Here is a 26,829-nt window from a genome sequence, read left to right as displayed (position 1 = left end):
TGAAGCAGTAAACCTAAACAAAGACCCCAAATGATTAAAAACCGACTCCTAGTATCGATTCTATCATCCATCCTTTTCATTAGTACTTTATCCATTAGCTTTGGACAGTCCCCCACCAATCCCTTTGTGTACGGAGATCCTTTGCCTGACGCACCGGAATTGGCAGCTCGAGGCGAGTACGCTGTGGGTGTACAGACCATGGATTTAGTTAATAAAAATCAGCTCGACATTCTTAATTATGGTAAAGGTGCAGATTCACTTTACAATCGACCATTGAAAGTAGAAATCTGGTATCCTGCAGCAGCAGGTTCTACAGATTTGATTTCTTATGATGAAGTAATGGGCCAAAATGGTTCACCTACCAGACCTCTTATTCCTTTCACTTTTCTCGGTAGAGCAACAAGAAATGCAAAACCTGTCACCGCGGATGGTTCTTTTCCATTGGTGATCGTGTCTCATGGATACACAGGTTCTAGGTATTTGATGACTTACCTCACAGAGAACCTTGCTTCCAAAGGCTATGTAGTAGTGGCAATAGATCACACAGAAGCAACTTTTAGAGACGCTGGTGGATTCCAAAGCACCCTTCTAAACAGGTCGCTTGATGATCTCTTTGTTCTCGATGAAATGGCAAGACTTTCACAACAGAACGATACCTTTTTAAAGAATTTAGTAGACTCGGACAACACCGCTTTGATCGGTTATTCTATGGGTGGCTATGGGGCAGTTAATGTGGCTGGTGCAGGATACAGTCCTCAGGCAGCTCAATTATTTGGCTCTATGTCCAGTGGAAGCAAAGCCTTACTAAAGCGAACTATGGGAAACCCAGAGTTTGAGGCATCCATAGATCCTAGAATCAAGGTTATCGTAGCTTTTGCCCCATGGGGCATGCAACGTGGCGTTTGGAATGCAGAAGGCTTAGCCGGCATCAAAATCCCTTCCCTCTTTATAGCAGGAAGTTTGGATGATATCTCTGGATACGAAAATGGCACTAAAGCTATTTATGAAGGGGCCGTCAACTCAGACAGATACCTGCTTACCTACATTAATGCTAGGCACAATGTAGCGCCAAACCCTGCGCCAGCAGAAGCTCTTGAGAAGAACTTAAGCATAGACGAATATTTGAGATATGGAGATTCTGTATGGGATATGCGTAGAATGAATAACATCAACCAGCACTTTGTCACTGCATTTCTAGGCGTTCACTTGAAAGGAAAAGAAGACTTTAAATCCTATTTAGTAGTTGATGAAAATGCAGAAAAGAAAGAGTGGCCTGGATTTAAGCCTAGAACTTCTGTAGGCCTAGAGCTAGATCATAAATCGGCTAATTGATTCAATCAAATGCTTAAATTCAACCCCAGTCTGCCTGATACAGACTGGGTTATTTTTTTCAACAAAGACTGCTGACCAACTTATCCAGAAGTTGGATCCAACTATTTAACACTTATTGAAAAGCAGAAGTGATTTTTTACAGGTATATTAACATTGGAGGTGTTTACCACCCTTGGATTAATCTTCTGCCATAAGTTCCTAATGGAGATTTTAAATCAATTCGTATTATTTCATATGAAAAACCTATCCTTATTTTTTCTAATACTATTCATCATTTCCTGTTCTTCGAACAAAGAAAAATCAACTGAAATACGTCTAAGAAAATCATCCACTCCTATTCAGCTATCCAAATACTTTAGCTCCATTTCACCCAATCTTCTCCAAAGTGACGAGCCTATTGGTTCGATTGATAAGTTAGTGACTACAGATTCTCATATTTTGATCTCTGATTTCAACTTAATGAAATCCCTGCGCGTGTTTGACCAGACAGGAGTTCAGCTAGCTTATCGGGATGACATTGGAGAAGGACCTATGGGTTTGAGTCAAATTAGTGACTTCTCTGTATACAAAGACACAGTTTATGTTCTTGATGGCTTTCGTAAAAAAATTTTACGCTTCTCATTAGAATTAGAGACTCTTGGTGAAATGGATGTTCCAATTCCTAGCAATAACTTTTTGATTAATCAGGCAGGTATTTTTTTATTGAGGCAAGGAGAAGATGCCGAAGAAGGAAGGCTTGTCCATTACTCACATCAAATGGATTATATAAACACCCTTATTCCATCAGAAGAACTAAGCACCCAACTAGTCTTTTCCGGAACCAACTTTTTCATCCCTATCAATGATTCATCCTTTGTTTTCTACAACCCCTTTTATCCATATATCTGGATATACAGAAATCAAAACTTAGAAAAACTGGAAATGGATTTCAACAATCAATTCATCGATGTAAATGTACTGGCGAATATGGAGCCATTGGAAAAACTTCGTTTCGCTAATACTTTTGAGAACTTTTACAATCTATCAAATGGCGTAAAACTTTCTGATACAGAGTTCTTATTTTCAATTAGGTTTAAGAAAAAGAATGGGTATTTGCAGGTAGACCTCAACACCATGGAAATGATCTACATGGATCAAATCAAGAATGACCTAATGAGTACACCTTCCACCATCACTTTTTCAGGCAACTCAGGTAATCAAGCTTGGTACTGGAGCGAGCAAGAAGTCATTGAAAAATTCTACTATCTCAACAATAGGAAAATCCCATCTATTGAAAGAATGCATCTGAGTTCAGATAAGGAATCAAAATTTGTTTTTCAACTTAGGTATCGATAAGCCACATTAGCTAAGCTCTTCCTCTAAACAAATTAGCCAGTTTAATCAAGTTCCTAAGAACATAGGTGTGCATCAGCCAGAAACTTTTAACATCTATCATCATTCAGCGCAGGACTGACACGTTATTTTTCAACCAAAAAAATCAAACCTTTTTCATCAAGCTATAGAGTTCGTCTTTGTATTGCTTTCCTATAGGAATAAGTCTCCCATTGAGCTCTACATGAGAATCTGCCACAGCATCAAGTTTTGAGAAGTTGACCATAAAGGATCTGTGAATTCGAATAAATAACCTTTGGTCTATTTTTTCACAAAGCTTATTCAGAGGACTTACTATAAGATACGACTGTTGAGCAGTGATAATTTTACAATAATTCCTTTCGGCCTCCACCCAAAGAATATCCTCAAGCATAATCTTGATCAACCTATTTTGATTTCTTATAAAAATCCTGTCCTCATGAGCAGTTACTGATGATTCCATTGAGGAAATATCTGTAGGGCTTTCCTTAATCCTTTCTTCTACCAAAGCTATTGTTCTTTCTAGATTCTGCTTGGTAAAAGGCTTGGAAATAAAAGCAAAAGGGTGTGTCTCTTTAGCTTTTTGAAAAGTAGCATCATCCTCGTTTGCAGTCAGGAATATCAATGGAATATCGAGAAACTTATGTATTTCATGTGCAGCATCAATCCCACTGGATTTCCCTTTCAGCTGAATATCCATCAAAATAATATCCGGCTTAGTCTCCAGTGCATGATGCACTGCCTCTTCTGCTTTGGTCTCTATTCCAGTGACTTCATAACCAAGATTACTTAACTGCAAGCTGATATTCGCTGCAATTATCATATCATCCTCTACAATCAGAATTCTAGTTGCACTCATGCTGCTCTATTAAGTAAAAATTCAAAAGAAAATGCAGTTCCTGAGTTATTCACCAAGGTCATTTCCCCATCCAATTGACGTGTTAGTAGACTAATTAACTCGCTACCAAAGCCAGTACCCTTTGTCGTGGAATTTTCCATGATCCCGACGCCATTGTCAGAAACTTTCAAGATAAGATTGCCATTTCGTTCATTCAAGCTAACACAAATTTGACCTGAATCCTGTTGAGGGAAAGCATATTTGAGAGAATTGGATATCAGTTCATTTACTATGAGCCCAATTGGAATAGCTACATCCACGTCCAATTCCAAAGAGCTCATTTCTGTAGAAAAATCAATCCTATCTTCTGCATCAAAAGTATCCAAGATAAATCTACCTAAGGCTTCAAAAAATGCTTTCATCTCTACTTGTTTTAAGTTTCCTTCTTTGTACAAACTAAGGTGAATCATTCCCATGCTTTGCACTCTGGTATAAGTTTCCTCCATCACTTGCTTGAACTTTGGATCATCAATTTTAGCAATCTGAAGCGTAAGCAAGCTTGAGATTGTTTCTAGATTGTTTTTTACGCGATGGTGTATTTCCTTCAGAAGAAATTCTTTCTCCTCATTCTTCTTTTCCAACAATGTGCTGTACTTCTTTTTGCGTAAGAAGACTCTATAAAGCAGAAATAAAAAGACGACTAGAGTTCCAGCAAGTGTCAGATAGAATACCTCTAGAATCCTTTTTCTGCTCAAGTCAGCCTCCTGAAGTTTAATGGTATTTTCCTTTTGGGCTACTTCCATCTGCGTCTGCATCAAGGATATTTGCTCCTCAGCCTCCGCAGTAAAAACATCCCTCCGGAGTTGATCAGATTTCCTTGTTGCAATAAGTGCTTGTTGAAATGATCCGGACCCCTCATACGCTTTACTCAACTCCTCATAGACCAAACTCAAATAAAATTTATCACCAAAGTTCTCAGTTGCTTCAATAATACTAGTCTCCAAATAATTGGATGCCCTTAAGAAATCTCTCGACGCATTACTAACTTTTCCCAAAGCCAAATATGAACGCATAATCATAAATTCATTATCGAGCAACTCTGCATACCGAAGTGCTTCTAAACCTGAGATATTCGCTTCCGAATAGTTCTCCATTTTAGACTGTAGATTGGCGAGTGCAATAAAAGTATCGCTCAGATTATTATAAAAACCATAGCGCTCTCCCAATTGCACGGAATGCTGGAAGTACTCCAACGCATCCTTTGGCCTATCCAAATCGACCATGTACTGCCCGACTAAATGCAGCGTAAAGTCATAATCCAGATCCTTGAGTCCCCTTTCTTCAAATATCTCGAGTGATTTCAGCCCGTAATTCAACGCCGCGTCAAACTTACCTTGCTTCCAAAAAAGGTTACTCATGTCTGAATACGCCATAGCGACAGCTTTAGCGTCTCCATACTTTTCTCCGATCTTAAGTGTTTTAGAAGCGTAGACAAAAGCTTCTCCGAGCATTCCTTTTCGCTCGTATACATATCCCAAGTTGGTATACAATAACCAAGATTCGCTCTCTGGAATTTTGAGAATAGCTTCGTTCAATACATACTCCGCCAACTCCAACTCCTCCATTCGGAGCAATACAGCTCCTTGAGAAACCATCAGTTTGCCTTCCCAATACTCATCTCCTAATGCTCTAGCCTCTTCTAAACCCTGCACTATGTATTCCAGTGCTAAATTGAGATTTCGGGTATGATAATAGTACCCCAGATCATTTAAAACTTTCAATCTAAGAATAGAATCTCTTTGCATTTCTGAGGTAGCATTTTCCAATTTCTCAAGGTAATCCGATTGAAAATCATCAGTTTCTACAAAGACCTCTTGATATTGGAAAAATCCATTTACCACTTGGATTTGCGCAAACCCTGCGGTGGAAATCAAAAAAATACTTACGAAAAAAAAATTCCTCATCTCTAAATGTAGTAATAAGATAGACTTGAAGATCAATTTTTTGTATTTAAAATAACCTCTGGGAAATATTTTCGGTAGACCGGACAGTAATAGCATACGTTCATACCAATTCATTTTTAACAATGCTTGAAGAAGTACAACTTACTAGGATTAAAGACAATTCTGAAGTTTCACATTTTATATACTACACTTATGAAAAATGTATTTTTCCTTGGATTGCTCCTACTCACAATTGGATGCACTACCAAATCCCGCTATACACAACAGTCACCGGAGATAGACACTGTCAAATCCATAATCGGAAATTATGTCAATGGAGAATGGGATGAATATGCAGCTCACTATGCAGATGGAGCGACCATATTTTTTAATACTACAGAAAATAATCCTTCCTCTATCCAAGAAATCATCGCTGGCCAAAAACTGTCAATTGAGCCACTATCCTCTTACTCATTCGTACGAGATAAAGAAGAGCTTGAGATGGTAGAGACAGATGAAGGGGAAACATGGGTAAATTTCTGGGGTTTATGGAAAGGGACAATCGCAGCAAGTGGCGAAACTTTTGAAATGCCAATACATATCACGTCCCAGTTTGTAGATGGAAAAATCGTAAAAGCCTATGGCTATTGGGATAGCACTCCTTTGACACTTGCGCTCATGGAATTACAGCAAGCAGCAGCGGTAATGGAAGAAGCAGAAATGCCGCGCTAAAAATACCAAACAAAATTTTTTAATTTCCAGGAGGAGCTTCATCGTAGTAATTGAGCTTTCCTCCTGGAATCATTCTTTTTATTCAAAATCACATAAATAGATGTCAAATGCGCATAAAATGATCTGGGTAGACAAAAAAATGGTGGTAATTAAAAAATGAGTTATAAAGAGTTTTAGGGAATTAAAAGTTTTGCATATTATTGGACTAAACTATTATTCTCTTTTAAAGTCATTTTATGAGAAACTCCATCTTACTTTTTACTATTCTCTTTTTTGCTTGTGGGAGCAAGGACGTCGCATCTTCTGATGAGAGTTCTTTTAAAATCATAACTATAGATGTAAATGCTGACCAAAAGCCAGAGGTCGGTAAGATCTTTAAAAAAGCCAAAATAATCCCACTTGAGACTATTACGGAATCGCTGATTGTTGAAATCGATAAACTGATCGAATCAGAAAATGAGTTTTTTATTTTCGATAAGAGTCAAGCCTCTATCTTAGTTTTTGATGAGAACGGTAAATTCCTGTATAGAATAAATAAACAAGGAAGTGGTCCTGGAGAATATGGAAGGGTTGTCGATATACTCTTGAACCCATTTACAGACAACCTTGAACTCCTTTCTCCCGACGGTGAAATCAATGTTTACACCAAAAAAGGTGAATATATCGAAACGGTACCTATCCCTAATATCTTAAGTGTCCAAAACATGGGAATAGTCTCAGAAAACCTAATTGCCTTATACAGTATCGATACTAGACCAGAAGGAAATTTTGTAATACTTTCTCGAGACAAAGGAAAATTGATTCATAAATCAAAATCAAACACCTCGATATTCGAAAGAAATTTCATGCAAATCCTTGACAATCCTTTGATTAGAGCAAATGACGAAGCACTTTTCTGCACTCCTTTTACGAATGAAATATACAGTATATCAGCAGATGGACTGACACTTAAACGAACTTGGGATTTTGGAATACACACACCTGATTACTCCTACTTAAATGACGATACTCCAATAGAAGTTATAGAAGAAACTTTCGGAACCGAGGTGGGAAAATCCTCAGTTTCATTTTTTAACTATAATGAAAACAATAGGTTCATCTTGGCTACCCTGTTTTTTGAAAGAAAGATTAAAAACATGCTCTATCAAAAGGGAAATGATGAATATTTTTTCCTGGATAATTCTACTTTCAATAAATACTTATACCAACTTCAATTGACAGAAAGCGGGATAACTGGATTGTACAAACCAGAAAAGCTTACAAGTTATTGGAATAACTCTAAGTTCATCAAAGAGCACAATCCTGATTTGATAAATACCGAAAAGGACGATAATCCGATAATTATAAAATTTGAGTTTGCTGATTTTTAAGTGAAAGTTGTAGCTTTTACTATGTTATTGCTTTTTGTTAAAGAAAAATTCGCCACTCGAATCCTCCATCTCGTCACATTTTTTCGTAATAACTTTTTCAACCCCCTATCTTGATAGTACTATAAATCAATGATTTAAACCTTTTATTAATTTTCAAATAATATGAAATCAACTTTTTACATGCTTTTCCTTTTAGTTCTACTTTCCAGCTGTAGAAATACTGATGCACCACCCATTTTCATGGGTAACCAGCCAAGATTGATAGAATTTGAAAAGTCTGTGGAGCTAGTTGGAGAATTGTTGCCAATTGAAGTTTTCGCTGCCGACAACATCTTCATTGTAGACACATTCATGGTATTTACTACTCCTGCTCTCGATACCCTTTATTATGCAGTATCAACCAAAGATTATAATTGGGTCAAAAGTTTTATTGCCAAAGGAGAAGGCCCGAATGAATTTGAAAATATACTAATGCCTCTTTCAGCCGCAACAAAAAACAGTGATTTATTAATATCATTTTATCACAAAGCAAGGCAGGGCATATTTCACTACAACCTTACACAATCTTTTCTTCAAGGGAAAGATCTTTTTCAAGACACTATTCCCCTAGGTGAACTGACTGAAATTTATCGAGCCTATCAAATAGATGAAGAGCAGGCATTTGTTGACAATATGGACTTCATCAACATAAATCAGCACTATTCAATTTATAATTGGAAAGACAAAAAGATCGTCCGAAACGACAAAACACTGACATCAAGTCTTAAAGACCATGGAGACACTTATCTATTAGCTACATATACAATATTCAGTAAGCCTGAACTCAAATATGCAGGAGCGATGATGTTTGCAGATCAATTGAATATCTATGATCTGGATAATCCTGAAAAATCATTTGCGATTTCCGTAAGTAAAAAAACTACTTCATTGATTGATGCGTCCCGGACACTCATGCCATTCAAACAAGAGTATTATGCTGATCTGAAAGAATCAAATAATTTTCTCTTTGGACTATATGCCAATTTTAGCAGAAAAAAATGGGCAACTGGAGACAGCCCCGCTGTAATCCATGTAATTGACTGGGAAGGAAATCCCATAATTAAACTTACCACACAGGAGAAGCTAATGAAATTTGATGTTGATCCAGAGAACAACATGCTTTATGGATTGACGGAAAAGCAGGAAGTTTATAGATATGATCTTAACCAAATTCCTGAATTGATAAGTACCGAAAAGACGACAATCCGATAATTATAAAGTTGAGTTCCTTTCTCCCTAATAAAGCAACATAACAGACTGAATTAAGCTAACCAGCCAAGTCCTATAAAAGAGAACCACGCGTTTTAATATTTTAAAAAATTTTATTTCACTTAACTAATTATTAGCTTTTATTTTAAATGAGACTATTTTTTCTAAAATGGCTAATACAAGACATCTTTTCTGCCCGCTCTTCATCTTAACTACAGCTATTTTGATGTTGGGTTGTTCTAGTAAAGAAACCCAAAAAAAGGATACACTTTTCTTAAATCCCACTAATGCCACTCCTTCAATCTTACTATCAGAAATGGTAGATAGTATGGAATATATCAAATTAGAAACGAGTGAAGAATCTCTTATGAGCAGGGTTGGTGAGATCATAATTAAAAACAAATACATATACGTAAGAGACTATGACCAGCAGATTATATTTCTTTTTGATAAAAAAGGTAAGTATATAACCAAATTGGACAAGAAAGGAGAAGGCCCCGAGGAATACAGTCACCTAGACAAATTCCGGGTAGACGACAAGGAGGAGTTCATTGAAATCCTCGATTTTAGAGGGAGTAAATCACGTCTTCTCAGGTTTTCAAACATTTCGTTCAACCTCCAAGAAGTAAATAGATTCTCAGTTCCTACATCAAATTCTTGGCAAAAAGAGAAGAATTCCAATACTTTCTATTTCTCAACCCAGCAAATAGACAATACGATCAACAATGAGGAATCCAACGCAGACATAATAGTAATAAAAGACTTCACGAATGAAGTTGCCCTTTTCAAGAAAAAAATCATTACAAATGGAAGTAATTTCTCTCCAAATACTGAAAGTCTTACTACCAATGAAAAAGGGGAGATCTTTGCATCAATTATGTATAGCAATACATTTTTTCAGCTTTTAAATAATAGGGCACACCCAATATTAACTGTGGATTTTGGTAAGTACCAACTAGATAGTTCGATCAGATTTAAGAGTACTGAAGAGCAGATGAGATATTTAAATAACACAGAAGATATTGCTACTTTCCCTGTTTTAAATATCAATACTTCAAAAATCCAGGCATTCTCGTACTACTTTAAAGAAAACGGAGCGAATAAAACTCACCATTACCTGAACTTCTCAAACAACGCAATTTTTCATACTAGAGATATTGTTAACGATCTGACCAATTACCCAGAAAAAATTTATCTAAGCTCCTATTTTTGGGGCATTAATCATGAGGTTCTTCACGGCAACTACTTAGTTGACATTGTTTTGCCAGCATACACAAATGAAGGAAAAACCATTGAAATCAATGGAGTTGGACCAGTCGAGCCAGAAGACAATCCCATAATTTTATTAATGAAACTTAAGGAAGAGTATACTAATAACTAACAAGAAAGCCAGTGTCTCCACTGGCTTTCTTGTTTCTTTATAACAAATCAAATCCTTTTCGCATCTCGAAGCTCTCTCTGATCCAACCTGCAAGTCTTGCGCTTTGCGCAAAGTCAAGCGTCTGCTGTCCATCGGAATAAGCTTTCTCCGGGACTTCATGAGATTCATAGATAATCCCGTCTGCTCCGGACATCACACCTGCTAGTGCCATCTGAGGCACATAGGCACGAATACCTATCCCATGCGAAGGATCCACGATCACCGGTAGGTGTGATTTCGCTTTCAAAATCGGAATAGCATTTAGATCCAAGGTATTTCTGGAAGCTCTTTCATAGGTTCTGATTCCTCTTTCGCAAAGAATCAGATTCTCATTTCCTCCTGAGAACACATATTCAGCGGATTGCAAAAGTTCTTCGATCGTACCGGAAATCCCACGCTTGATCATCACTGCTTTATCTACTTTCCCGAGTTCATCTAGCAAGTTGAAGTTTTGGGAATTTCTAGCGCCCACTTGATAGACATCCACGTACGGATACATTTCTTCAATTTGGGAAGTTTGCATCACTTCGGTAACTATCTTAATTCCAGCTTCGCTGGCGATTTTATGCCATAGCTTTAAGCCTTCCAATCCCAAGCCACGGAAAGCATACGGGCTACTTCTAGGTTTGAATACGCCACCACGCATCATCTTGATATCATTCTCTACACAGTGCGCCACCACAGCACGGATTTGCTCTTCCGTCTCTATGGAGCAAGGCCCGGTGATCACTGCCATTTCTCCTTCTTTGATGAAAATCCCGTCGCCCAAATCCACGGAAGTTGGCTTGGCTTTCCACTTTTTGGACACCAACTTGTACTCGTCAGAGACGATGTGAATATCGATAATACCGTCCATTTGGCCGATTTTACGAATATCGAATTCCTTTTTACCGATACCAATCAGATAGGAGCCCAATTGGGTTTTTACTTCTGTGGTTTTATAGCCTACTCCATTGACCTCAAGGATCAATTTGTCTTTTTGGCTGTCGGAAATATCGGGTTGAAGTTGGATGATCATTTTTAATTACGATTTATGAACTACGAATTACGAGGCTGAACTTAGAGTTGAGCCATTTTGTGAATGGATAGGTTTGGCTGAGGAAAATTTTTCAATTAATGACTGATTGAATGTATTTCTGAATGTCTTCGCTCAGGTTTTTAGAATCTTTCACGGTCTTGATGAAAGCAGATCCAATGATGGCGCCATTGCTATTTTCGGAGGCTTTGGTGAAAGTTTCAGCATCGGAAATCCCAAAACCTATTAATCGTGGGTTTCTCAAATTCATTGCCTGCACTCTTTCGAAATAGGCTACTTGCTCGTCCGTGATTCCAGCTTTGGCACCGGTGACACCGTGGGAGGAAACCATGTAGATGAATCCGCTGGTGTTTTCATCGATTTGGCGTATTCTCTTTTCAGTAGTTTGTGGAGAAATCAAGAAGGTATTCACCAAGCCATACTGCTCAAAAAGCTCCTTGTAGTCATCCTGATATTGCTGCATAGGAAGGTCAGGCAAGATCAAGCCATCCACTCCTACCTCTTGGCACTTCTTACAAAAAGCCTCCATGCCGTACTGCATGATTGGGTTCAAATAGCCCATCATCACTACAGGAATATGAATTTTAGCACGAAATCCTTTGAGCTGTTCAAATATCTTTTTCAGGCTTATCCCATTTTCCAAAGCAATCATATTGCTATCCTGAATCGTCGGTCCATCAGCGATAGGGTCAGAATAAGGCACTCCAATCTCGATGATATCTGCTCCTCCCGCCTGAATAGCCTCCATAATAGGAAGTGTGTCTTCTAGCTCAGGAAATCCAGCCGTAAAGTAGATCGACAGCACGCGAGCTTTTTTGGTATCAAATAAGGTATGTATTCGGTTCATTTGTATTTACGATTTACGAAGTACGATTTACGAGGCTCCCTCTAGCGTTTAAGTTTCTTGCCTTTTCAATCGTCATTTCTATTTAGAGGATGCCTGACTTCATTATTTAGTATTCGACGTTCAGCACTCGATATTATTTAATTGAAATATAAATAGTTCAACCCCTTCAGGGTTGCTTAAACATAATTACCAAATTGTCCATGGGTTACACTCATGGTTATTCAAAGTTTAATCCCTGCAGGATTATTTATTTGAACTAGGATGTCTACTTCATTATTCAAAATTCGACGTTCATCATTCGTCATTTTTCAAAATATTAAAGGCAAACATTCAAAATTAATTCTCTATGAGGTCTAAGCATAACAATTACGATCGAGGTTCAAAAGGCCTCGTATATCGTATTTCTTAAATCATACTTCCTCAATATCCTCCCCACTTAATATAAGTATCCAAATCCTTATCTCCTCTACCGGAAAGGTTGATCACAATCACATCTTCTTTGGAGTATTCTATCATGTTCAATGCATGGAGCGCATGAGCAGATTCTATCGCTGGAATAATTCCTTCCAATTGACTGAGTTCAATTCCCGCTGCCATGGCATCCTTATCCTCTACAGCCACAAATTCCCCTCTTCCCACATCGAATAAATGGGCATGAACTGGCCCAATTCCAGGATAGTCCAAACCTGCGGAAATAGAATGTGGCTCGACGACTTGCCCATCTTCTGTTTGCATCAGGATAGTCTTCGATCCATGCAAAATACCTGGAGTTCCCAGCGCAGTTGTAGCAGCAGATTTCCCAGATAAGACGCCCAAACCAGCCGCTTCCGCAGCCACCAAACGAACTTCCGGTGTATTATAATAATGATAAAAAGCACCCGCAGCATTTGATCCGCCGCCTACGCAGGCAATCACGATATCCGGGTTTTCTCTACCTTCTTTTTCTTTTAGTTGCCATTTCATTTCCTCCGAAATCACGGATTGAAATCTCGCTACCATCTCTGGATAAGGATGTGGCCCCACCACCGAACCGATGATGTAATGCGTATCCACAGGATTATTGATCCAAGCACGCATGGCTTCGTTGGTCGCATCTTTGAGCGTCTTCGAGCCTGAAGTAGCAGGAACAACTTTTGCTCCCAAAATCTTCATCCGTTCCACATTGGGATGCTGACGTGCTATATCAATCTCTCCCATATAAACAGTGCACTCCATGCCCATCAACGCACAAACAGTCGCCGTAGCCACGCCATGCTGACCAGCTCCGGTCTCAGCAATAATCCGCTTTTTACCAAGCTTCTTTGCTAGGATGATCTGCCCAATGGTATTGTTCACCTTATGCGCACCAGTGTGACAAAGATCCTCACGCTTAAGATAGATTTTAGCACCATGCTTTTCCGAAAGTCGGGAAGCAAAATACAGCGGTGTAGGTCTGCCCACGTAGTCTTTCAGCAAACCTCTGAATTCATCCTGAAATTCCTGTGAAGCCATGATGGCCTCGTAGTTTTCTTTCAGTTCTTCGACATTTGGATGCAGCATTTCGGGGATGTAAGCTCCACCAAACTTGCCGTAAAAACCCTTTTCATCTACTTTGATCATCTCTTATTGTTAGTTATCGGTTGTTGGTTTTTCTTCCTGACCAAGTAACCTTTTCTTAAAACTCTTCAGTTTTTCAATATTCTTCAATGCTGGCTCGAACTCAAACTTGGAGTTCAAATCCACCCCTGCTAGCTGTGGTACTTTTGCAGCCAAGGCCAAAACTTCGTCGGCACATGACTCATCCAATCCTCCACTGAGCAAAAAACCCTTTTCGAATGGATAGGATTCCAAAACTTGCCAATCAAATTTCTTCCCAGAACCTCCATGCGCGATTGTGGCTGTATCGAAAAGAAATTTGTCAATAAAAGGCAAATATCCTCTCAATAAATCCCACTCAATCGTGTCTTTCACAGAAATGACTTTCCAGATTTCCTTATCTGTTGACTGTGCCAAAGCTTCTACAAACTCCACCGACTCTTTGCCATGCAATTGAATCGCTGAAAGCCCATATTCATCAACCCTCTTCAGTATCTCTTCTTCACTTTCATTGACAAACACGCCAACCTTCTGAAGGTTTGTCTTTGGCAAAGATTCTGCGTTAGGCACAAATCGAGCAGACTTGGGATAGAAAATTAACCCCATCCAATCCGGAGCAATTTCCCGCTCCAGTGCTAGGATATTCTCCCGCTCACGCATGCCACAGACTTTGATTTGCATCTTTTTAGTTTTTCAATAGATCAGGAGTTGTTCAGCGCTGTTTCTTTCGCCAGCAACTTCTTATACTCTTTGATAAAAGTGTAAGCTGCTTGTTCAGGACGAGCAGATTTCATGAAATTTTCACCGATCAAGAAACCATCGAAACCTGCTTTTTTCAGCGTCACCAAAGTCTCAGGCGAGGAGATTCCAGATTCAGATATTTTCACAAAATCTGAAGGAATGCGATCCACCAATTCCATAGAAATATCCAGTGATACGTCGAAAGTCTTCAGGTTACGATTGTTCACTCCTACGAGATCCAAATCATCACAAAGACTTCGTTCCAATTCCTCGCCATCATGCACTTCCATTAATACTTCCAGCCCAAGGCTTTTTGCGAAAGCAGCCAATTCTTTCAGTCTAGCTGGTTCCAAAGCTGCTGCGATTAATAGAATACAGTCAGCTCCTATAGATTTTGCTTCGAGAATTTGGTATTCATCCACCACAAAATCCTTTCTGAGAATCGGACAAAAGTTGAACTTTCGCGCATCCTTCAGATCTGCATTACTGCCTCCGAAGAAATCTGTGTCCGTCAAAATCGATAAGGCTGAAGCTCCAGCCTGCATGTAGCCAATACTTACCGCTTCCACAGACGCAGAACCATTGATTAATCCTTTGGAAGGTGACTTTCTTTTGAATTCCGAGATAATTCCTGACTTCTCTGGATCACACACATACTTTTTCATGGAAACTGCTTTCCCTTCAAAAAAGGGGCTTTTTTCCAAAAGTTTCACTGGAACCAAACTGCTTCTCTCGGCTACTTCGATATGCTTTTGAGCAATAATTTTATCTAGAATATTCATATGATTTTATGCTAAAGAAACACTGGTTTTAGGATTGACAAGACCTTCAAATACACTTAACGCTTTGCCAGAAAGCAATGCTTCTTCAGCTTTTGCGACAGCAGCCGGAAAAGAAAGTCCTTCTTCTGCAGTCACTAAAGCCGCAGCTGAATTGGCCAACACCACAGCGTTTTGGCTCTTAGTGCCTTTCCCCTTCAATATATTTTCAAATATTTTAGCGGATTCTTGAATAGTGTCTCCACCTTTAATTGACTCTGCTTTTAGCTTTTCCAGACCCAAATTCTCTGGCTTTAAAACTTTCTCTCCTTCATTGGAAATCATTTTGAAATCACCTGTAAGGGAAATCTCATCGTACCCATCCAAGGCATGAAGTATAGAGAATCTACCTTGCATTTCCTGATACAGATAACCATAGAGTCTTGCAAGCTCCAGACTAAACACACCCACTAATTGTTTACTCGGCGAGCTAGGATTTACCATTGGACCAAGCATATTGAAAAAGGTTTTAACACCTAAGTCTTTACGGATCGGCCCCACATGTTTCATTGCCGGATGAAAAAGAGGCGCATGCAGGAAGCATATCCCAACTTCATCAAGGCTTTGACGGATTTTGTCCATATCACTGGTAAACTCATAACCAAAGTATGCCAGCAGATTTGAAGATCCACAAATTGATGAAACACCTGTATTACCGTGCTTGGCCACATTCTGACCAACTGCGGCTACTACAAAAGATGAAAGGGTAGATATGTTAAACGTGTCTTTACCATCTCCGCCAGTGCCACAAAGATCCATAGCATCATATTCCGCTATTTCCACAGGTATGCAGCGCTCCAGCATCGCATCTCGAAAACCCGAAAGCTCCTCCACAGTAATACTTCGCATCATATACACAGTCATAAAGGCCGCGATTTGACTCTGATTATAGATGCCTGCAGTGATGTTTTTCAATACCTCACGGGCATCTTCTCGGCTAAGCGTTCGGTGCTCGATGAGATGGTTTAATATTTCTTTCATCTGTTTGTCTTTTGATTTTTTAGGTCAGATATAATGCACTTAAAAGCAGTTCTCATCTTAACTTGATCTGTTAATGAAAAATTTCTTAAGCTCATTTCCTGGTTGGGGGTATCGTTTGGGTGATCCTATTTATTAGCTCTCCATCCAGTTTTTGATAATCTGGACTCCATTTTCAGTTAGAATGCTTTCCGGGTGAAATTGCAATCCACGTACATCGTATTTTTTGTGTCGAATCGCCATGATCTGCTTATCCGGTGTCCGTGCGATCACTTCCAGGTCTGGAGAGAGGGTGTTCTCATTGATAACCCAAGAGTGATAACGGCCAATACTAAAAGTATCGGGAACGTCTTTGAAAAGCAAGTCTTCTTCTACTTTAACCGTAGACGCCACACCATGCAGCACTTCCGAAAGGTTAGTCAGCCCACCACCAAAAGCTTCGCCGATGGCTTGATGTCCAAGACAAACGCCTAGGATAGACTTGGTAGCTGCATATTTTTTCAAAAGCTCGGGCATAATACCCGCATCTTCCGGGACACCTGGTCCAGGCGAGAGTATGATTTTATCGTAGTTCCCCACATCCTCCAAGCTGATCTTGTCATTTCGAAAGACATCCATGTCTGCTCCATAGCCAAGTTGGCGGACGATATAAACCAGGTTGTACGTAAAGGAATCGTAATTATCGAGGACGAGTATTTTCATTTTAATTAATTGAAATAGTTGAAGATTGAAAGATTAGAATATTGGAAAATTGAAAGATTATCCAGAGTTACCCTCCTTTCCTTTTTCTATCTTCAAATTCATTTAGGTATTTGATTAAACCTATTAATTCACTTGACATGTCAATTAATTCAGGTAGATTTCTTGGTAAGTCTTTTCATCTATTTTTCCTGCAGAAAGCAACAAAAACAACTGGCTACGGAGCTCTCCCGCAGATCCTTTTGATATTTCTAAATAGCGGATAAACTGGCGATTTCGATTGTATTCAAAACCTTCCGCTATATTATTTGAAACCGAAATTGCAGACCCTAATAATTGATCTTTGGCACGATAGTCTTTAGCTAATTTTTCTGACTCCACTAGTTGATATATTCTCACCCCTATTCTGATAGCGTGTTGCCAAACGGGTAAATCTTCAAACCGCTTATATTTTGCCATAATTTTTCAATATTAAAATCTTGCAATTTTCCAATCAGATGGCTTCCGCCGCCCTAAGTGCAACTCTCAGCGCTTCCAACTTATTGGCGACTTCCTGTAGTTCGGACGGGATGGTAGATTTGGCAACAACCCCTGCCCCTGCCTGGAATCTGAGTTGATTGTTTTCAGAGACAAAGGAACGGATCAGAATCGCGTGATTGAAATCTCCATTGAATCCCAAATAGCCGATAGCTCCACCATAAAACGTTCTCGAGATATTCTCCAACTCATCGATCAATTCCATCGCTCTGTATTTGGGAGCTCCCGAAAGTGTCCCTGCAGGAAATGTGTCTGCTACCAACTGAAGTGGATTGGTGTTCTCTGGCAATTCCCCAGTCACTTTGGAAACCAAATGAATTACGTGTGAATAGTATTGAATCTCTTTGAAAACATCCACGCTAACTTTTTCAGAAGATCTGCTCAGGTCATTTCTCGCCAGATCTACCAGCATCACATGCTCTGAGTTTTCTTTAGGGTCATCGTAGAGCTGTCTGGCAAGCTTCGCATCTTCTAGGTCATTGCCAGTTCTGCGAAAAGTACCAGCAATAGGATAAATCGTTGCTTTTTTATCCTTCACCACAATCTGAGCTTCTGGTGAACTTCCAAAAACCTTGAAGGAGCCATAGTCGAAATAGAATAAATAAGGAGATGGATTGACAGATCTAAGCGCACGATACACATTGAATTCATCTCCTTTGAAAGCCGTACTAAATCTCCGTGAAAGGACAATCTGGAAGACATCTCCTTTGAAACAATGCTCACGACCCTGATTCAAAATCTTTAAGAATTCCTCGTCAGTGTAATTTGATTCTTCTTCACCTATACGTTGAAAGGAGTAACTAGGAATGTTCTTATTGGTAAGTAGACGCTCGATCTCCTCCATTCTTTCCACATTTTCCGCTCCAGCCACTCTGTGCTCCAGCAGATGCAATTCATTTTTATAGTGATCTACCACGATTACATTTTGGTAGACCGAATATTGCATCATCGGTACATCTGTAGGAATAGTATTCTTTAGGTTGATATCTTCAAAATAGGCTACCGTATCGTATTGGATGTACCCAAAAAGGCCATTTGAACTGAATTTGAAATTATCAGGAGCTACGTCAAACTTGCTTCCGAAAGCACGCAAGCATTGCATTAGCTTTTGATCAGAGCTCACTTCATACGACTCTTTTTTGCCAGAAGGGAGATTTTCGACCACTTTACCATTATTGAAAGTGAAGGAAGCCAGAGGATTAAAACAGATATAGGAATAACTGTTTTCATGACCATGGTAGTCTGAACTCTCAAGTAAAATTGGATTGGCGAAGCGATCTCTGATCTGTAGGTAAATACTTACTGGCGTGATTGTATCTGCCAATCTCTTCCGGTAGGTAGTTAGTATAGGGAATTTCACTTGAGTCATTTTGTTGATTTTTATAATGAAAAAAGGCTTACCGGAAATCCAGTAAGCCTTTTATACTATGTCGTAACGCAAAATTAAATGCAGGGGCTTTCTAAACTTCCTTTTGGAAAGAGTAAGCGTGCCACCAGTATTTGTTTGCGATTGTTTTCATAAGAGTGAGAGCAAATTTAGAAACGGATTGCTAAGGACAAAACATCTTTTCAATTTTTTCAGTATAATTTTGAAAAAACTTAATAAAAAGGCCATGGCTAAAGCATTTTCACAATATTTCAAACGAATTTTCGACGATTACCAAGTTTTGGTTCAAGTGAACCCTGACACACTAACAGGAATTGAATTGATTGTTCATCCTGACGGAAAAATAGAAAAAACAGAAATGGAATTTGACGAGGAAATTTTTGAAGATCTTGCCGAGGATGAATTCATCCATTGTAATGTCCTGGAATTCCAGATGCATCTTGCGAAAACGAAGTAAGTTTCCCGCAAACTTTCGGAGATAACTATCGCAGATCTCCGCAAATCCTTTGCCCTATCCAATTTGAAATCCGCGAAAATCAGCAAGTGCTTTCTGCGGCTTTCTATGGGTAATAAAAACAAATCTTCATTTCAGTTGCACATTGCCATACTTGAAAATTGAATTTGATCATTGAAAATTGAATCTTTCAGAAATTAATGTTCCTCACTGTCAGCGCTAAAAGCGGCTGATTCTGCAATCCTGAGTAAGATTATTGTAAAGAATGATTTTCTCCTTACTTTTGTCCCGGCGGCACGACCAGCTCCTGCTGAATCCCCCAGGTCCGGAAGGAAGCAAGGGTAGGTGGTTGAGCGGTGCGATGCCGCTTCTTTTTTTTCCCTATTTTTTATGGAATTCTGTTAACCATAAGGGACCTAACTCCATAAATCCTGACTTCACCCCATTTAAGCTAGCACTACTGACTTCATCAAATTAGCATTTGCTCATCGAATTTGATCTTTGCTGGCACTTTCAAGCCTACTAGTAGCAGAAAGGCACTGGGTGAGAGCTATTCAAAAAACCACTTACAGCTTACCTCTAACTACTTACAATTTTTTCTCATCACACTCACCTACTAACTTGTGAAGTGTTAATTCTTCATGTTTTTTCCCAAGACACTCCAATCAGGTTCAAAATCTTGATTAATCTTCTAACTTTGTTTTCACAATCAAATCCATTTGGAATCATCCTTTTTAAATGGCTTTTACCCTGTTTTTAAAGAAAGACAGGATAACAAAACCTGAGAAAAGAGGTTTCCATACCTATTAAACAATTCAAACATGAAATTCTTTATTGACACAGCCAACCTAGATGACATTCGTGAAGCTTATGACCTAGGTGTTTTAGACGGTGTAACAACCAATCCTTCTCTAATGGCCAAAGAAGGTATCAGTGGAGACGAAAAAGTAAGAGCTCACTACAAAGCGATCTGTGACATCGTAGATGATAAAGTTAGTGCTGAAGTAATCTCAACAGATTACGAAGGTATGATCAGAGAAGGAAAAGAGCTTGCTAAAATAGATGACAAAATCGTGGTGAAAATCCCGATGATCAAAGACGGTGTGAAAGCACTTAAATATTTCAGCAATGAGGGTATCCGTACTAACTGTACGCTAATTTTCTCTGCAGGCCAAGCTCTTTTGGCGGCAAAAGCTGGAGCGTCTTATGTATCTCCTTTCATCGGTAGATTAGATGATATCGCATTTGATGGCATGGATCTAATCGCTCAGATCGTTCATATTTATGGCAATTACGGATTCGAAACTGAAGTACTCGCTGCGTCAGTAAGACACACCATGCACCTGTTGAAATGCGCTGAAGTTGGCGCCGATGTAGTGACTTGTCCATTGAAAGTAATCACAGGTTTATTAAACCATCCGCTTACTGAGTCTGGTTTGGCAACATTTTTGGCAGATCACGCGAAGGCAGCTGGAAAATAACAAATGAAAGACCGGCTCTAGTCGGTCTTTTTTTAATTCCCCCTATGTATATTATCAAAGTAAAAGGCAAAGCGAAAATCCCTGATTACATACAAATCAGAGATGAAAACTTTGTGTTGGTTGCCTATTTCAGGGCCGATAGACCCTTGAAAAAAATAGAGAAATTTGGTCTAGAAGGAAAGGAAGAAGAACTTGAAGCGTTAATCAAAGGTCTTCCTTTTGGGAAATTGCAAAAATTAGAATTATAAGAATGGACTTCAGTACTCAGCCTGTACTTCAGGTAAACCAAGCGACGATCTTTCAGGGAATAGACCCTATCCTCACCAATGTCAACTTTTCGGTAGAGCAGCACGAATTTGTATTCTTAATCGGAAGAACTGGTAGTGGAAAAAGCTCCTTATTAAAAACACTCTATGCAGACCTTGAGCTTAGAAGTGGAAGTGCTGAAGTTGCGGGATTTAATCTGGAAAAAATTAAGATTAAAGAAATCCCCTTTCTAAGAAGGAAAATAGGAATCATTTTTCAGGATTTCCAGCTATTTAATGATCGTTCTGTAGCTGAAAACCTAGCATTTGTCATGAGAGCGACCGGCTGGACAGACAAATCAAAAATAAACGAAAGAATGGCTGAAGTCCTACTTCTAGTAGGACTGAATAATGCATCAAGCAAAATGCCTCATCAATTATCTGGTGGAGAACAACAACGTGTGGTAATCGCGAGAGCTTTACTCAACGAGCCTTCTATTTTACTAGCTGATGAGCCTACCGGAAATCTAGATCCAGATGTAGCAGATGGCATCTTCAAGCTTTTCCAAGAGATTAATAAAAAGGGAACTGCGATATTGATGGCAACCCATAATTATGATTTACTACGTAAGTATCCTTATCGCGTGTTGAAATGCGAAAATGGAGAACTACAAGACAGTCAGACGCATGACGTGTCTTATGGTTCTACTTATTAATATTTCTAATCTTAATCAACCGGAATTGCAAATGCTACGTTTGTAATTATCCAAACTTCCCAAATATGAAATCTACCCTACTTTCAAGAGCTTTCTTCTTTGTAATCCTGAGTGGATTACTTTGGAGCTGTAACAAAGATGATGATAAAGATCCTGTTATAGACGCTGAACTCACGCTGGAAGAAGAAATCAACAATTGGATTTATGAGGTGATGGATGAAGTTTACTACTGGAGGCTTAATCTAGGCACACCAATCGCAGCGACTTCAGATCCATCGGATTATTTCAAGTCCTTACTCTACACTCCTACAGATCGTTTTTCGGTGATCTATCCTGATTATCAAGAATTGATAAACTCGCTTAGCGGGATTTCTTTGGATCCAGGATACGAATTCAAATTGTACAGAGTCACTGATTCAGACGATGTCTATGCGGAAGTGATTTATGTTAAGAAAAACAGTCCCGCGGCTTCTAAAGATTTAAAACGTGGTGATGCAATTGTAGCTATTAACGGAAAACAGATTACAGTAAATAATTATAGAGAGCTTCTCGGTGAAACTGAAACAACACACACTATTAAACCTCTGCGATACAACGAAGAAAGCGGAGCCTATATAGCGAGAGATGAAATTTCGATTACACCAGTAGAATTTCCGGAAGACCCTAATTTCCTTGACACTGTATACACGATAAATAACCAAAAAATCGGATACGTGATTTACAACTTCTTTGCGCCGGGAACTGCTTCGGACAATACAAAGTATGACAAGGAGATGGATGCAATATTTGCCAAATTGAAGGCAGAAAATATCAACAATTTAGTATTGGATCTACGCTACAATGGTGGTGGATATGTTTCTTCCGCAGTAAATCTAGCCAGCTTGATCGCCCCTGGAGTTACTAGCTCAGACATTTTCTCGAAAACTAAATACAACAATTTACTGGCATCAGAAATACCAGCTTTGAGCAGCGTGAAAACTGCATTTTTGAATAAAGCTCAAAACCTTGGCAATACCTTAAACGGTAGCCGTCTCTATGTCCTAACCTCCGGTGGAACAGCGTCAGCTTCGGAGTTAATTATCAATGGACTTAAGCCTTACATGGATGTTTTCCTAATAGGTGCTGTCACTTACGGTAAAAATGTAGGCTCAATAGCAATTGAAGATGAAAAAAACCCTGACAATGCTTATGGCTTGCTACCGATCGTAACTCAAAGCTTCAATAGCTTGGATCAATCGGATTACAGTACTGGATTCACACCAAACATTGCTGTCAATGAAAATACTGAGAGACTTAAATCATTGGGGGATGTAAATGAGATAATGCTCAGAAAAGCTATTGAGCAAATCACAGGTGTCCCTTCTTCAGGAAGGTTCATGAAAATAGATCGAGAGGAAGTCGCTAATACACTTGACAAGAAAATTAGGACAGGGAAAATGATAGAATCTCCCATCCTTAAATAATCTTTAAGCCCCGATATTCGGGGCTTTTTTTTTGCCCATAATCCAATAAGTATTTTGGAATTTACGGTTTATATAAGGATATTAAACTTCTTGACCACTTAGGATCAAGACTATAACAATCTATAACCACTTACTTATGACCAACCCAAATCAACTTTGGAAAAAACCTGTACTATGCGCAGGAGTCCTCCTAGCTTCTCTTGTTTTCTCCTGTCAGCAGGAAGCTGAATCGCCAATTACCGGAGATTCTGTAGAATTTGTAAAATACCAATCAGGTGATATTATCCCTGGACAGTACATTATTACTTTTCAACCCTCGGAAATAAATTTCCGGAAAGACTTGTCTTACAGTGCAACCCAAGATGCTATGCGTAAAACAAGTTCAGCGCTTTTGGCAAAGTATAGAGTAGCCGAAGAAAACTTGACTTATGTGTACGGGAATTCCATTCAAGGTTTCGCTGTCACTCTTTCTGAGGAGCAACTCGAATCCATCTCTAAAGACCCTTCCGTAAAAGGAATTGAACCAGATCGTATTATTGCTTTAGCTCCACCTCCAGGCAAAGGACCAGGAAATGGCGGAGGAGGAGGATCTGCTAGTCAGGAAACTCCTTACGGCATTACCAGAGTAGGGGGAGGAGCGACTTATTCAGGCTCGAAAAAGGCTTATATCATCGATTCAGGAATTGACTCTTCCCACCCAGACCTTAATGTAAATGTCAATGCAGGATTTAATGCATTTACTAAAGGAAAAGACTCTGATCTTTCAAGTGACGGAAATGGTCACGGAACACACGTATCAGGAACTATCGGAGCAATTGATAATTCAATCGGTGTAATTGGTGTGGCTGCTGGCGTGACTGTAGTGCCAGTGAAAGTATTGGATTCTAGAGGTTCTGGATCTTATTCAGGGGTTATTGCCGGTGTTGATTTTGTTACAGCAAATGCAAATTCAGGTGACGTAGCTAACATGAGTTTAGGCGGCCCTGTATCCTCAGCATTAGACGCTGCAGTTGTTGCATTAGGCGGAGCTGGAGTAAAAGTTGCACTTGCTGCTGGAAATGAGTCAGATGATGCAAATAATCACTCCCCTGCTAGAGCTAACGGAGGAAACATTTATACGGTTTCTGCCATAGATATCAATGACAAGTTTGCCTCTTTCTCTAACTTTGGTAATCCTCCTATAGATTTTGCTGCTCCGGGAGTAGGAGTACTTTCTACCGTACCAGGTGGCTATGCTAGCTATAGCGGAACTTCCATGGCATCACCACACGTATGTGGGTTGTTGATCTGGGGTACTCCACGTAATGGAGGAACTGCTACAAATGATCCATCCGGTCCAGCTGACATCATTGCTATCAGATAAGCTTCAAAAGACTAATCAAAAGGTGATTCTGAGGAATCACCTTTTTTTTTGCTCATTATCAAATTGTTAAGTTTCTATTTTTCAAAAGGTTCCTTTAGAATAGCTGTTAAATTTGAGATTCAACATTGAAATGTCATGGAAATCGCTGCAAGTTTCGTCTTAATATTATCTATTTACTTTCTAGGCTGCCTTGCACTTGTACAAGAGATAGTAAGACCAAATCGACAGTTGGTTATAGAAGGAAACTCCAAAAAAGGACAATGGGTGACGAATTATCCAAAGATCATTTCATTGAGCTTTGGCATCTCGCTACTGACAACCTTCATCGCATATTACCTATTTCTTAGTTAAGAAAAACTCATACGATCCGTAACAAAAGGCTTCTAAATCACACTTGGAAGCCTTTTTATATTAATATATCCATTACCACAGGCAAAATGGTTTTCGCCCTTTCTAGAAAAAAAAGTGCATATATACTACCAACAAAGCATCTTTCCCCTATTAAGGTCAATGATGTTCACATTTCAATTCCTGACAGAAAGGCAATTTTTCAATCTTCCAATTTTTCAATCTTCAATTTCTTACCTTTGCCGCTTCACTTCCAATACTTATGATTTCAGTAGATAATGTCGCCGTCATTCACAGCGGTTCCACACTCTTTAGTAATATTTCCTTTGCCATCAACGAAACCGACAAGATCGCCCTTATGGGTAAAAACGGTGCCGGTAAATCCACGCTTCTGAAGATCATTGCTGGTCAGACCAAGCCGAGTTCAGGTTCTGTTTCTGCTCCAAAGGATTTTGTGGTGGCATACCTCCCACAGCACTTGCTGACTGCGGATGATTGCTCAGTGATGGACGAAACCTCCAAAGCGTTCGCCAGCTATCTGAACATGAAGACAGAGATCGAGCGAATCAATGAGGAATTGACCGTGAGGACTGATTACGAATCGGATGAGTATTACAAACTGATCGAGCAAGTTTCTGAGTTGAGCGAGAAGTTTTACGCCATTGAGGAAGTAAACTATGAGGCTGAAGTCGAAAAGGTTTTGCTTGGACTTGGTTTCGAAAGAGCTGATTTAACTCGTTCAACTTCCGAGTTTTCAGGAGGCTGGAGAATGAGAATTGAGCTGGCAAAGATCCTTTTGCAAAAGCCTGATTTGATTCTTCTGGATGAGCCAACCAATCACCTGGATATTGAATCGATTCAATGGCTGGAAGATTTTTTATTGAATAAAGCCAAAGCAGTAGTAGTGATTTCTCACGATAGAGCCTTTGTGGACAATATCACCACGCGGACTATTGAGTTGACTATGGGCCGCATGTACGACTACAAAGCTAAGTATAGCCATTACTTAGAACTTCGAAGAGAGCGTCGTGAGCAGCAGCAGAAACAATACGACGAGCAGCAGGCTGTCATAGCAGATATTCAAGGGTTTATTGACCGTTTCAAAGGCACTTACTCCAAAACACTTCAAGTACAATCCCGCGTGAAAATGCTGGAGAAAATGGATATCATAGAAGTGGATGAAGTGGATAGCTCGGCCTTGAAGCTTCGTTTCCCTCCTTCCCCGAGATCTGGTAACTATCCAGTGATCGTCGAAGACATGAGTAAGAAATACGATGAGCATGTAGTCTTCAAGAATGCTTCCATGACCATCGAGCGTGGTCAGAAAGTTTCTTTTGTCGGTAAAAACGGTGAAGGTAAATCAACTATGATCAAAGCGATTATGGGCGAGATTGATTTTGACGGTAAATGCGAGCTGGGTCACAATTCTATGATCGGGTATTTCGCTCAGAACCAAGCTTCTCTTTTAGACGAGAACTTGACGATTTTTGAAACTATCGATTACATCGCTGTAGGTGAAGCTCGTACCAAAGTGAAGGATATTTTGGGAGCATTTATGTTCAAAGGAGATGATATCAACAAGAAGGTAAAAGTACTTTCTGGTGGAGAAAAAACTCGTCTGGCAATGATCAAGCTACTGCTAGAGCCAGTGAACTTGCTGATTCTCGATGAGCCTACCAATCACTTGGACATGAAGACCAAGGATATCATCAAGGATGCGCTGAAAGCTTTTGACGGCACCCTAATCATCGTATCTCACGATAGAGACTTCTTGGATGGATTGGTGACCAAAGTATTTGAATTTGGCAACAAGCGAGTGAAAGAGCACTTCGAGGACATCAATGGTTTCTTGAGAAATAAGAAGATTGAGAATTTGAAGGAAGTGGAGAGGTAGGAGGATGTCGGGTG

General features: G+C 39.4%; 24 protein-coding genes and 1 other RNA gene. 14 read left to right on the top strand and 11 right to left on the bottom strand.

Features of this window, described 5'->3' with window-relative positions; all coding sequences use genetic code 11:
• Positions 1–30: 30 nt before the first annotated feature.
• Both BM291_RS09575 and BM291_RS09570 read left to right on the top strand, forming a co-directional pair.
• Positions 31–1,332 carry an alpha/beta hydrolase family protein gene (locus tag BM291_RS09575; protein ID WP_092896703.1) on the top strand — a complete coding sequence of 434 codons (1,302 nt, stop codon included), beginning with the start codon at positions 31–33 and terminating at the stop codon, positions 1,330–1,332.
• A gap of 234 nt (positions 1,333–1,566) precedes the next feature.
• Entirely contained in the window at positions 1,567–2,667 is a 1,101-nt protein-coding gene (locus tag BM291_RS09570; RefSeq protein WP_092896701.1) for a hypothetical protein, read from the top strand.
• 142 nt (positions 2,668–2,809) lie between these two features.
• Here BM291_RS09570 and BM291_RS09565 read toward each other — a convergent pair whose 3' ends face one another.
• On the bottom strand, positions 2,810–3,541 hold the full coding sequence (locus BM291_RS09565) for a LytR/AlgR family response regulator transcription factor (RefSeq protein WP_092896699.1): 732 nt from the start codon (positions 3,539–3,541) through the stop codon (positions 2,810–2,812).
• Positions 3,538–5,484, bottom strand: coding sequence for a tetratricopeptide repeat protein (locus BM291_RS09560; RefSeq protein WP_092896697.1), 1,947 nt, complete (start codon positions 5,482–5,484; stop codon positions 3,538–3,540). Before BM291_RS09560 ends, BM291_RS09565 begins: the two co-directional genes overlap by 4 nt.
• A 192-nt stretch (positions 5,485–5,676) precedes the next feature.
• On the opposite strand from BM291_RS09560, the gene BM291_RS09555 reads away from it, so the two are divergent.
• The 4 genes from BM291_RS09555 to BM291_RS09540 all read left to right on the top strand — a co-directional run bounded on the left by BM291_RS09555 (position 5,677) and on the right by BM291_RS09540 (position 10,194).
• Entirely contained in the window at positions 5,677–6,195 is a 519-nt protein-coding gene (locus BM291_RS09555; RefSeq protein ID WP_092896695.1) for a nuclear transport factor 2-like protein, read from the top strand.
• A gap of 236 nt (positions 6,196–6,431) precedes the next feature.
• Entirely contained in the window at positions 6,432–7,565 is a 1,134-nt protein-coding gene (locus tag BM291_RS09550) for a 6-bladed beta-propeller (protein WP_092896693.1), read from the top strand.
• Between the two features lie 162 nt (positions 7,566–7,727).
• Positions 7,728–8,816 carry a TolB-like 6-bladed beta-propeller domain-containing protein gene (locus BM291_RS09545; RefSeq protein WP_092896691.1) on the top strand — a complete coding sequence of 363 codons (1,089 nt, stop codon included), beginning with the start codon at positions 7,728–7,730 and terminating at the stop codon, positions 8,814–8,816.
• Positions 8,817–8,982: 166 nt separating this feature from the next.
• Positions 8,983–10,194, top strand: coding sequence for a 6-bladed beta-propeller (locus BM291_RS09540; protein ID WP_092896689.1), 1,212 nt, complete (start codon positions 8,983–8,985; stop codon positions 10,192–10,194).
• 37 nt (positions 10,195–10,231) lie between these two features.
• On the opposite strand, the gene aroF is transcribed toward BM291_RS09540, so the two are convergent.
• The 9 genes from aroF to BM291_RS09495 form a co-directional block, all read right to left on the bottom strand.
• Positions 10,232–11,251: a 3-deoxy-7-phosphoheptulonate synthase gene (aroF, locus tag BM291_RS09535; protein ID WP_092896687.1), complete on the bottom strand. Its 1,020-nt coding sequence runs from the start codon at positions 11,249–11,251 to the stop codon at positions 10,232–10,234.
• A 91-nt stretch (positions 11,252–11,342) separates the two neighbouring features.
• Entirely contained in the window at positions 11,343–12,116 is a 774-nt protein-coding gene (trpA, locus tag BM291_RS09530; RefSeq protein ID WP_092896685.1) for a tryptophan synthase subunit alpha, read from the bottom strand.
• Between the two features lie 420 nt (positions 12,117–12,536).
• The gene (gene trpB, locus BM291_RS09525; protein WP_092896683.1) at positions 12,537–13,715 is read right to left on the bottom strand and encodes a tryptophan synthase subunit beta; all 1,179 of its coding nucleotides are present in this window, start codon (positions 13,713–13,715) and stop codon (positions 12,537–12,539) included.
• Between the two features lie 9 nt (positions 13,716–13,724).
• On the bottom strand, positions 13,725–14,372 hold the full coding sequence (locus BM291_RS09520; RefSeq protein ID WP_092896681.1) for a phosphoribosylanthranilate isomerase: 648 nt from the start codon (positions 14,370–14,372) through the stop codon (positions 13,725–13,727).
• A gap of 20 nt (positions 14,373–14,392) precedes the next feature.
• The gene (gene trpC / locus BM291_RS09515) at positions 14,393–15,214 is read right to left on the bottom strand and encodes an indole-3-glycerol phosphate synthase TrpC (RefSeq protein ID WP_092896679.1); all 822 of its coding nucleotides are present in this window, start codon (positions 15,212–15,214) and stop codon (positions 14,393–14,395) included.
• A 6-nt stretch (positions 15,215–15,220) separates the two neighbouring features.
• The gene (gene trpD, locus BM291_RS09510; protein WP_092896677.1) at positions 15,221–16,231 is read right to left on the bottom strand and encodes an anthranilate phosphoribosyltransferase; all 1,011 of its coding nucleotides are present in this window, start codon (positions 16,229–16,231) and stop codon (positions 15,221–15,223) included.
• Between the two features lie 132 nt (positions 16,232–16,363).
• A complete protein-coding gene (locus BM291_RS09505) occupies positions 16,364–16,930 on the bottom strand; it encodes an anthranilate synthase component II (protein WP_092896675.1) in 567 nt (188 codons plus the stop codon).
• A gap of 144 nt (positions 16,931–17,074) precedes the next feature.
• Positions 17,075–17,386: a four helix bundle protein gene (locus BM291_RS09500; RefSeq protein ID WP_245786820.1), complete on the bottom strand. Its 312-nt coding sequence runs from the start codon at positions 17,384–17,386 to the stop codon at positions 17,075–17,077.
• Positions 17,387–17,420: 34 nt separating this feature from the next.
• Positions 17,421–18,833, bottom strand: coding sequence for an anthranilate synthase component I family protein (locus BM291_RS09495; RefSeq protein ID WP_092896673.1), 1,413 nt, complete (start codon positions 18,831–18,833; stop codon positions 17,421–17,423).
• A gap of 244 nt (positions 18,834–19,077) precedes the next feature.
• Between BM291_RS09495 and BM291_RS09490 the strand changes: the two genes are divergently transcribed.
• The 8 genes from BM291_RS09490 (at position 19,078) to BM291_RS09450 (ending at position 26,815) form a co-directional block, all read left to right on the top strand.
• The gene (locus BM291_RS09490; protein ID WP_092896671.1) at positions 19,078–19,308 is read left to right on the top strand and encodes a hypothetical protein; all 231 of its coding nucleotides are present in this window, start codon (positions 19,078–19,080) and stop codon (positions 19,306–19,308) included.
• Positions 19,309–19,593: 285 nt separating this feature from the next.
• An RNA gene (ffs, locus tag BM291_RS09485) (signal recognition particle sRNA small type) lies at positions 19,594–19,679 on the top strand.
• A gap of 447 nt (positions 19,680–20,126) precedes the next feature.
• Complete coding sequence (gene fsa / locus BM291_RS09480) at positions 20,127–20,786, top strand: fructose-6-phosphate aldolase (RefSeq protein ID WP_092896669.1); 660 nt, start codon at positions 20,127–20,129, stop codon at positions 20,784–20,786.
• 44 nt (positions 20,787–20,830) lie between these two features.
• A complete protein-coding gene (locus tag BM291_RS09475; RefSeq protein ID WP_092896667.1) occupies positions 20,831–21,034 on the top strand; it encodes a fructose-6-phosphate aldolase in 204 nt (67 codons plus the stop codon).
• Between the two features lie 2 nt (positions 21,035–21,036).
• Positions 21,037–21,747 (top strand): cell division ATP-binding protein FtsE, encoded by a 711-nt coding sequence (locus tag BM291_RS09470; protein WP_092896665.1) that lies wholly within the window; start codon positions 21,037–21,039, stop codon positions 21,745–21,747.
• Positions 21,748–21,812: 65 nt separating this feature from the next.
• Positions 21,813–23,210, top strand: a complete 1,398-nt coding sequence (locus tag BM291_RS09465) for a S41 family peptidase (RefSeq protein WP_092896663.1) — start codon at positions 21,813–21,815, stop codon at positions 23,208–23,210.
• Between the two features lie 136 nt (positions 23,211–23,346).
• Positions 23,347–24,573 carry a S8 family peptidase gene (locus BM291_RS09460; protein WP_092896661.1) on the top strand — a complete coding sequence of 409 codons (1,227 nt, stop codon included), beginning with the start codon at positions 23,347–23,349 and terminating at the stop codon, positions 24,571–24,573.
• Between the two features lie 610 nt (positions 24,574–25,183).
• On the top strand, positions 25,184–26,815 hold the full coding sequence (locus BM291_RS09450; RefSeq protein WP_092896657.1) for an ABC-F family ATP-binding cassette domain-containing protein: 1,632 nt from the start codon (positions 25,184–25,186) through the stop codon (positions 26,813–26,815).
• The last annotated feature ends 14 nt before the right edge of the window (positions 26,816–26,829 follow it).

Origin of the sequence: Algoriphagus aquimarinus (assembly GCF_900112005.1) — a bacterium.
In the GTDB taxonomy this organism is placed as follows: domain Bacteria; phylum Bacteroidota; class Bacteroidia; order Cytophagales; family Cyclobacteriaceae; genus Algoriphagus; species Algoriphagus aquimarinus.
This window is presented reverse-complemented; position numbering and strand designations above follow the sequence as displayed.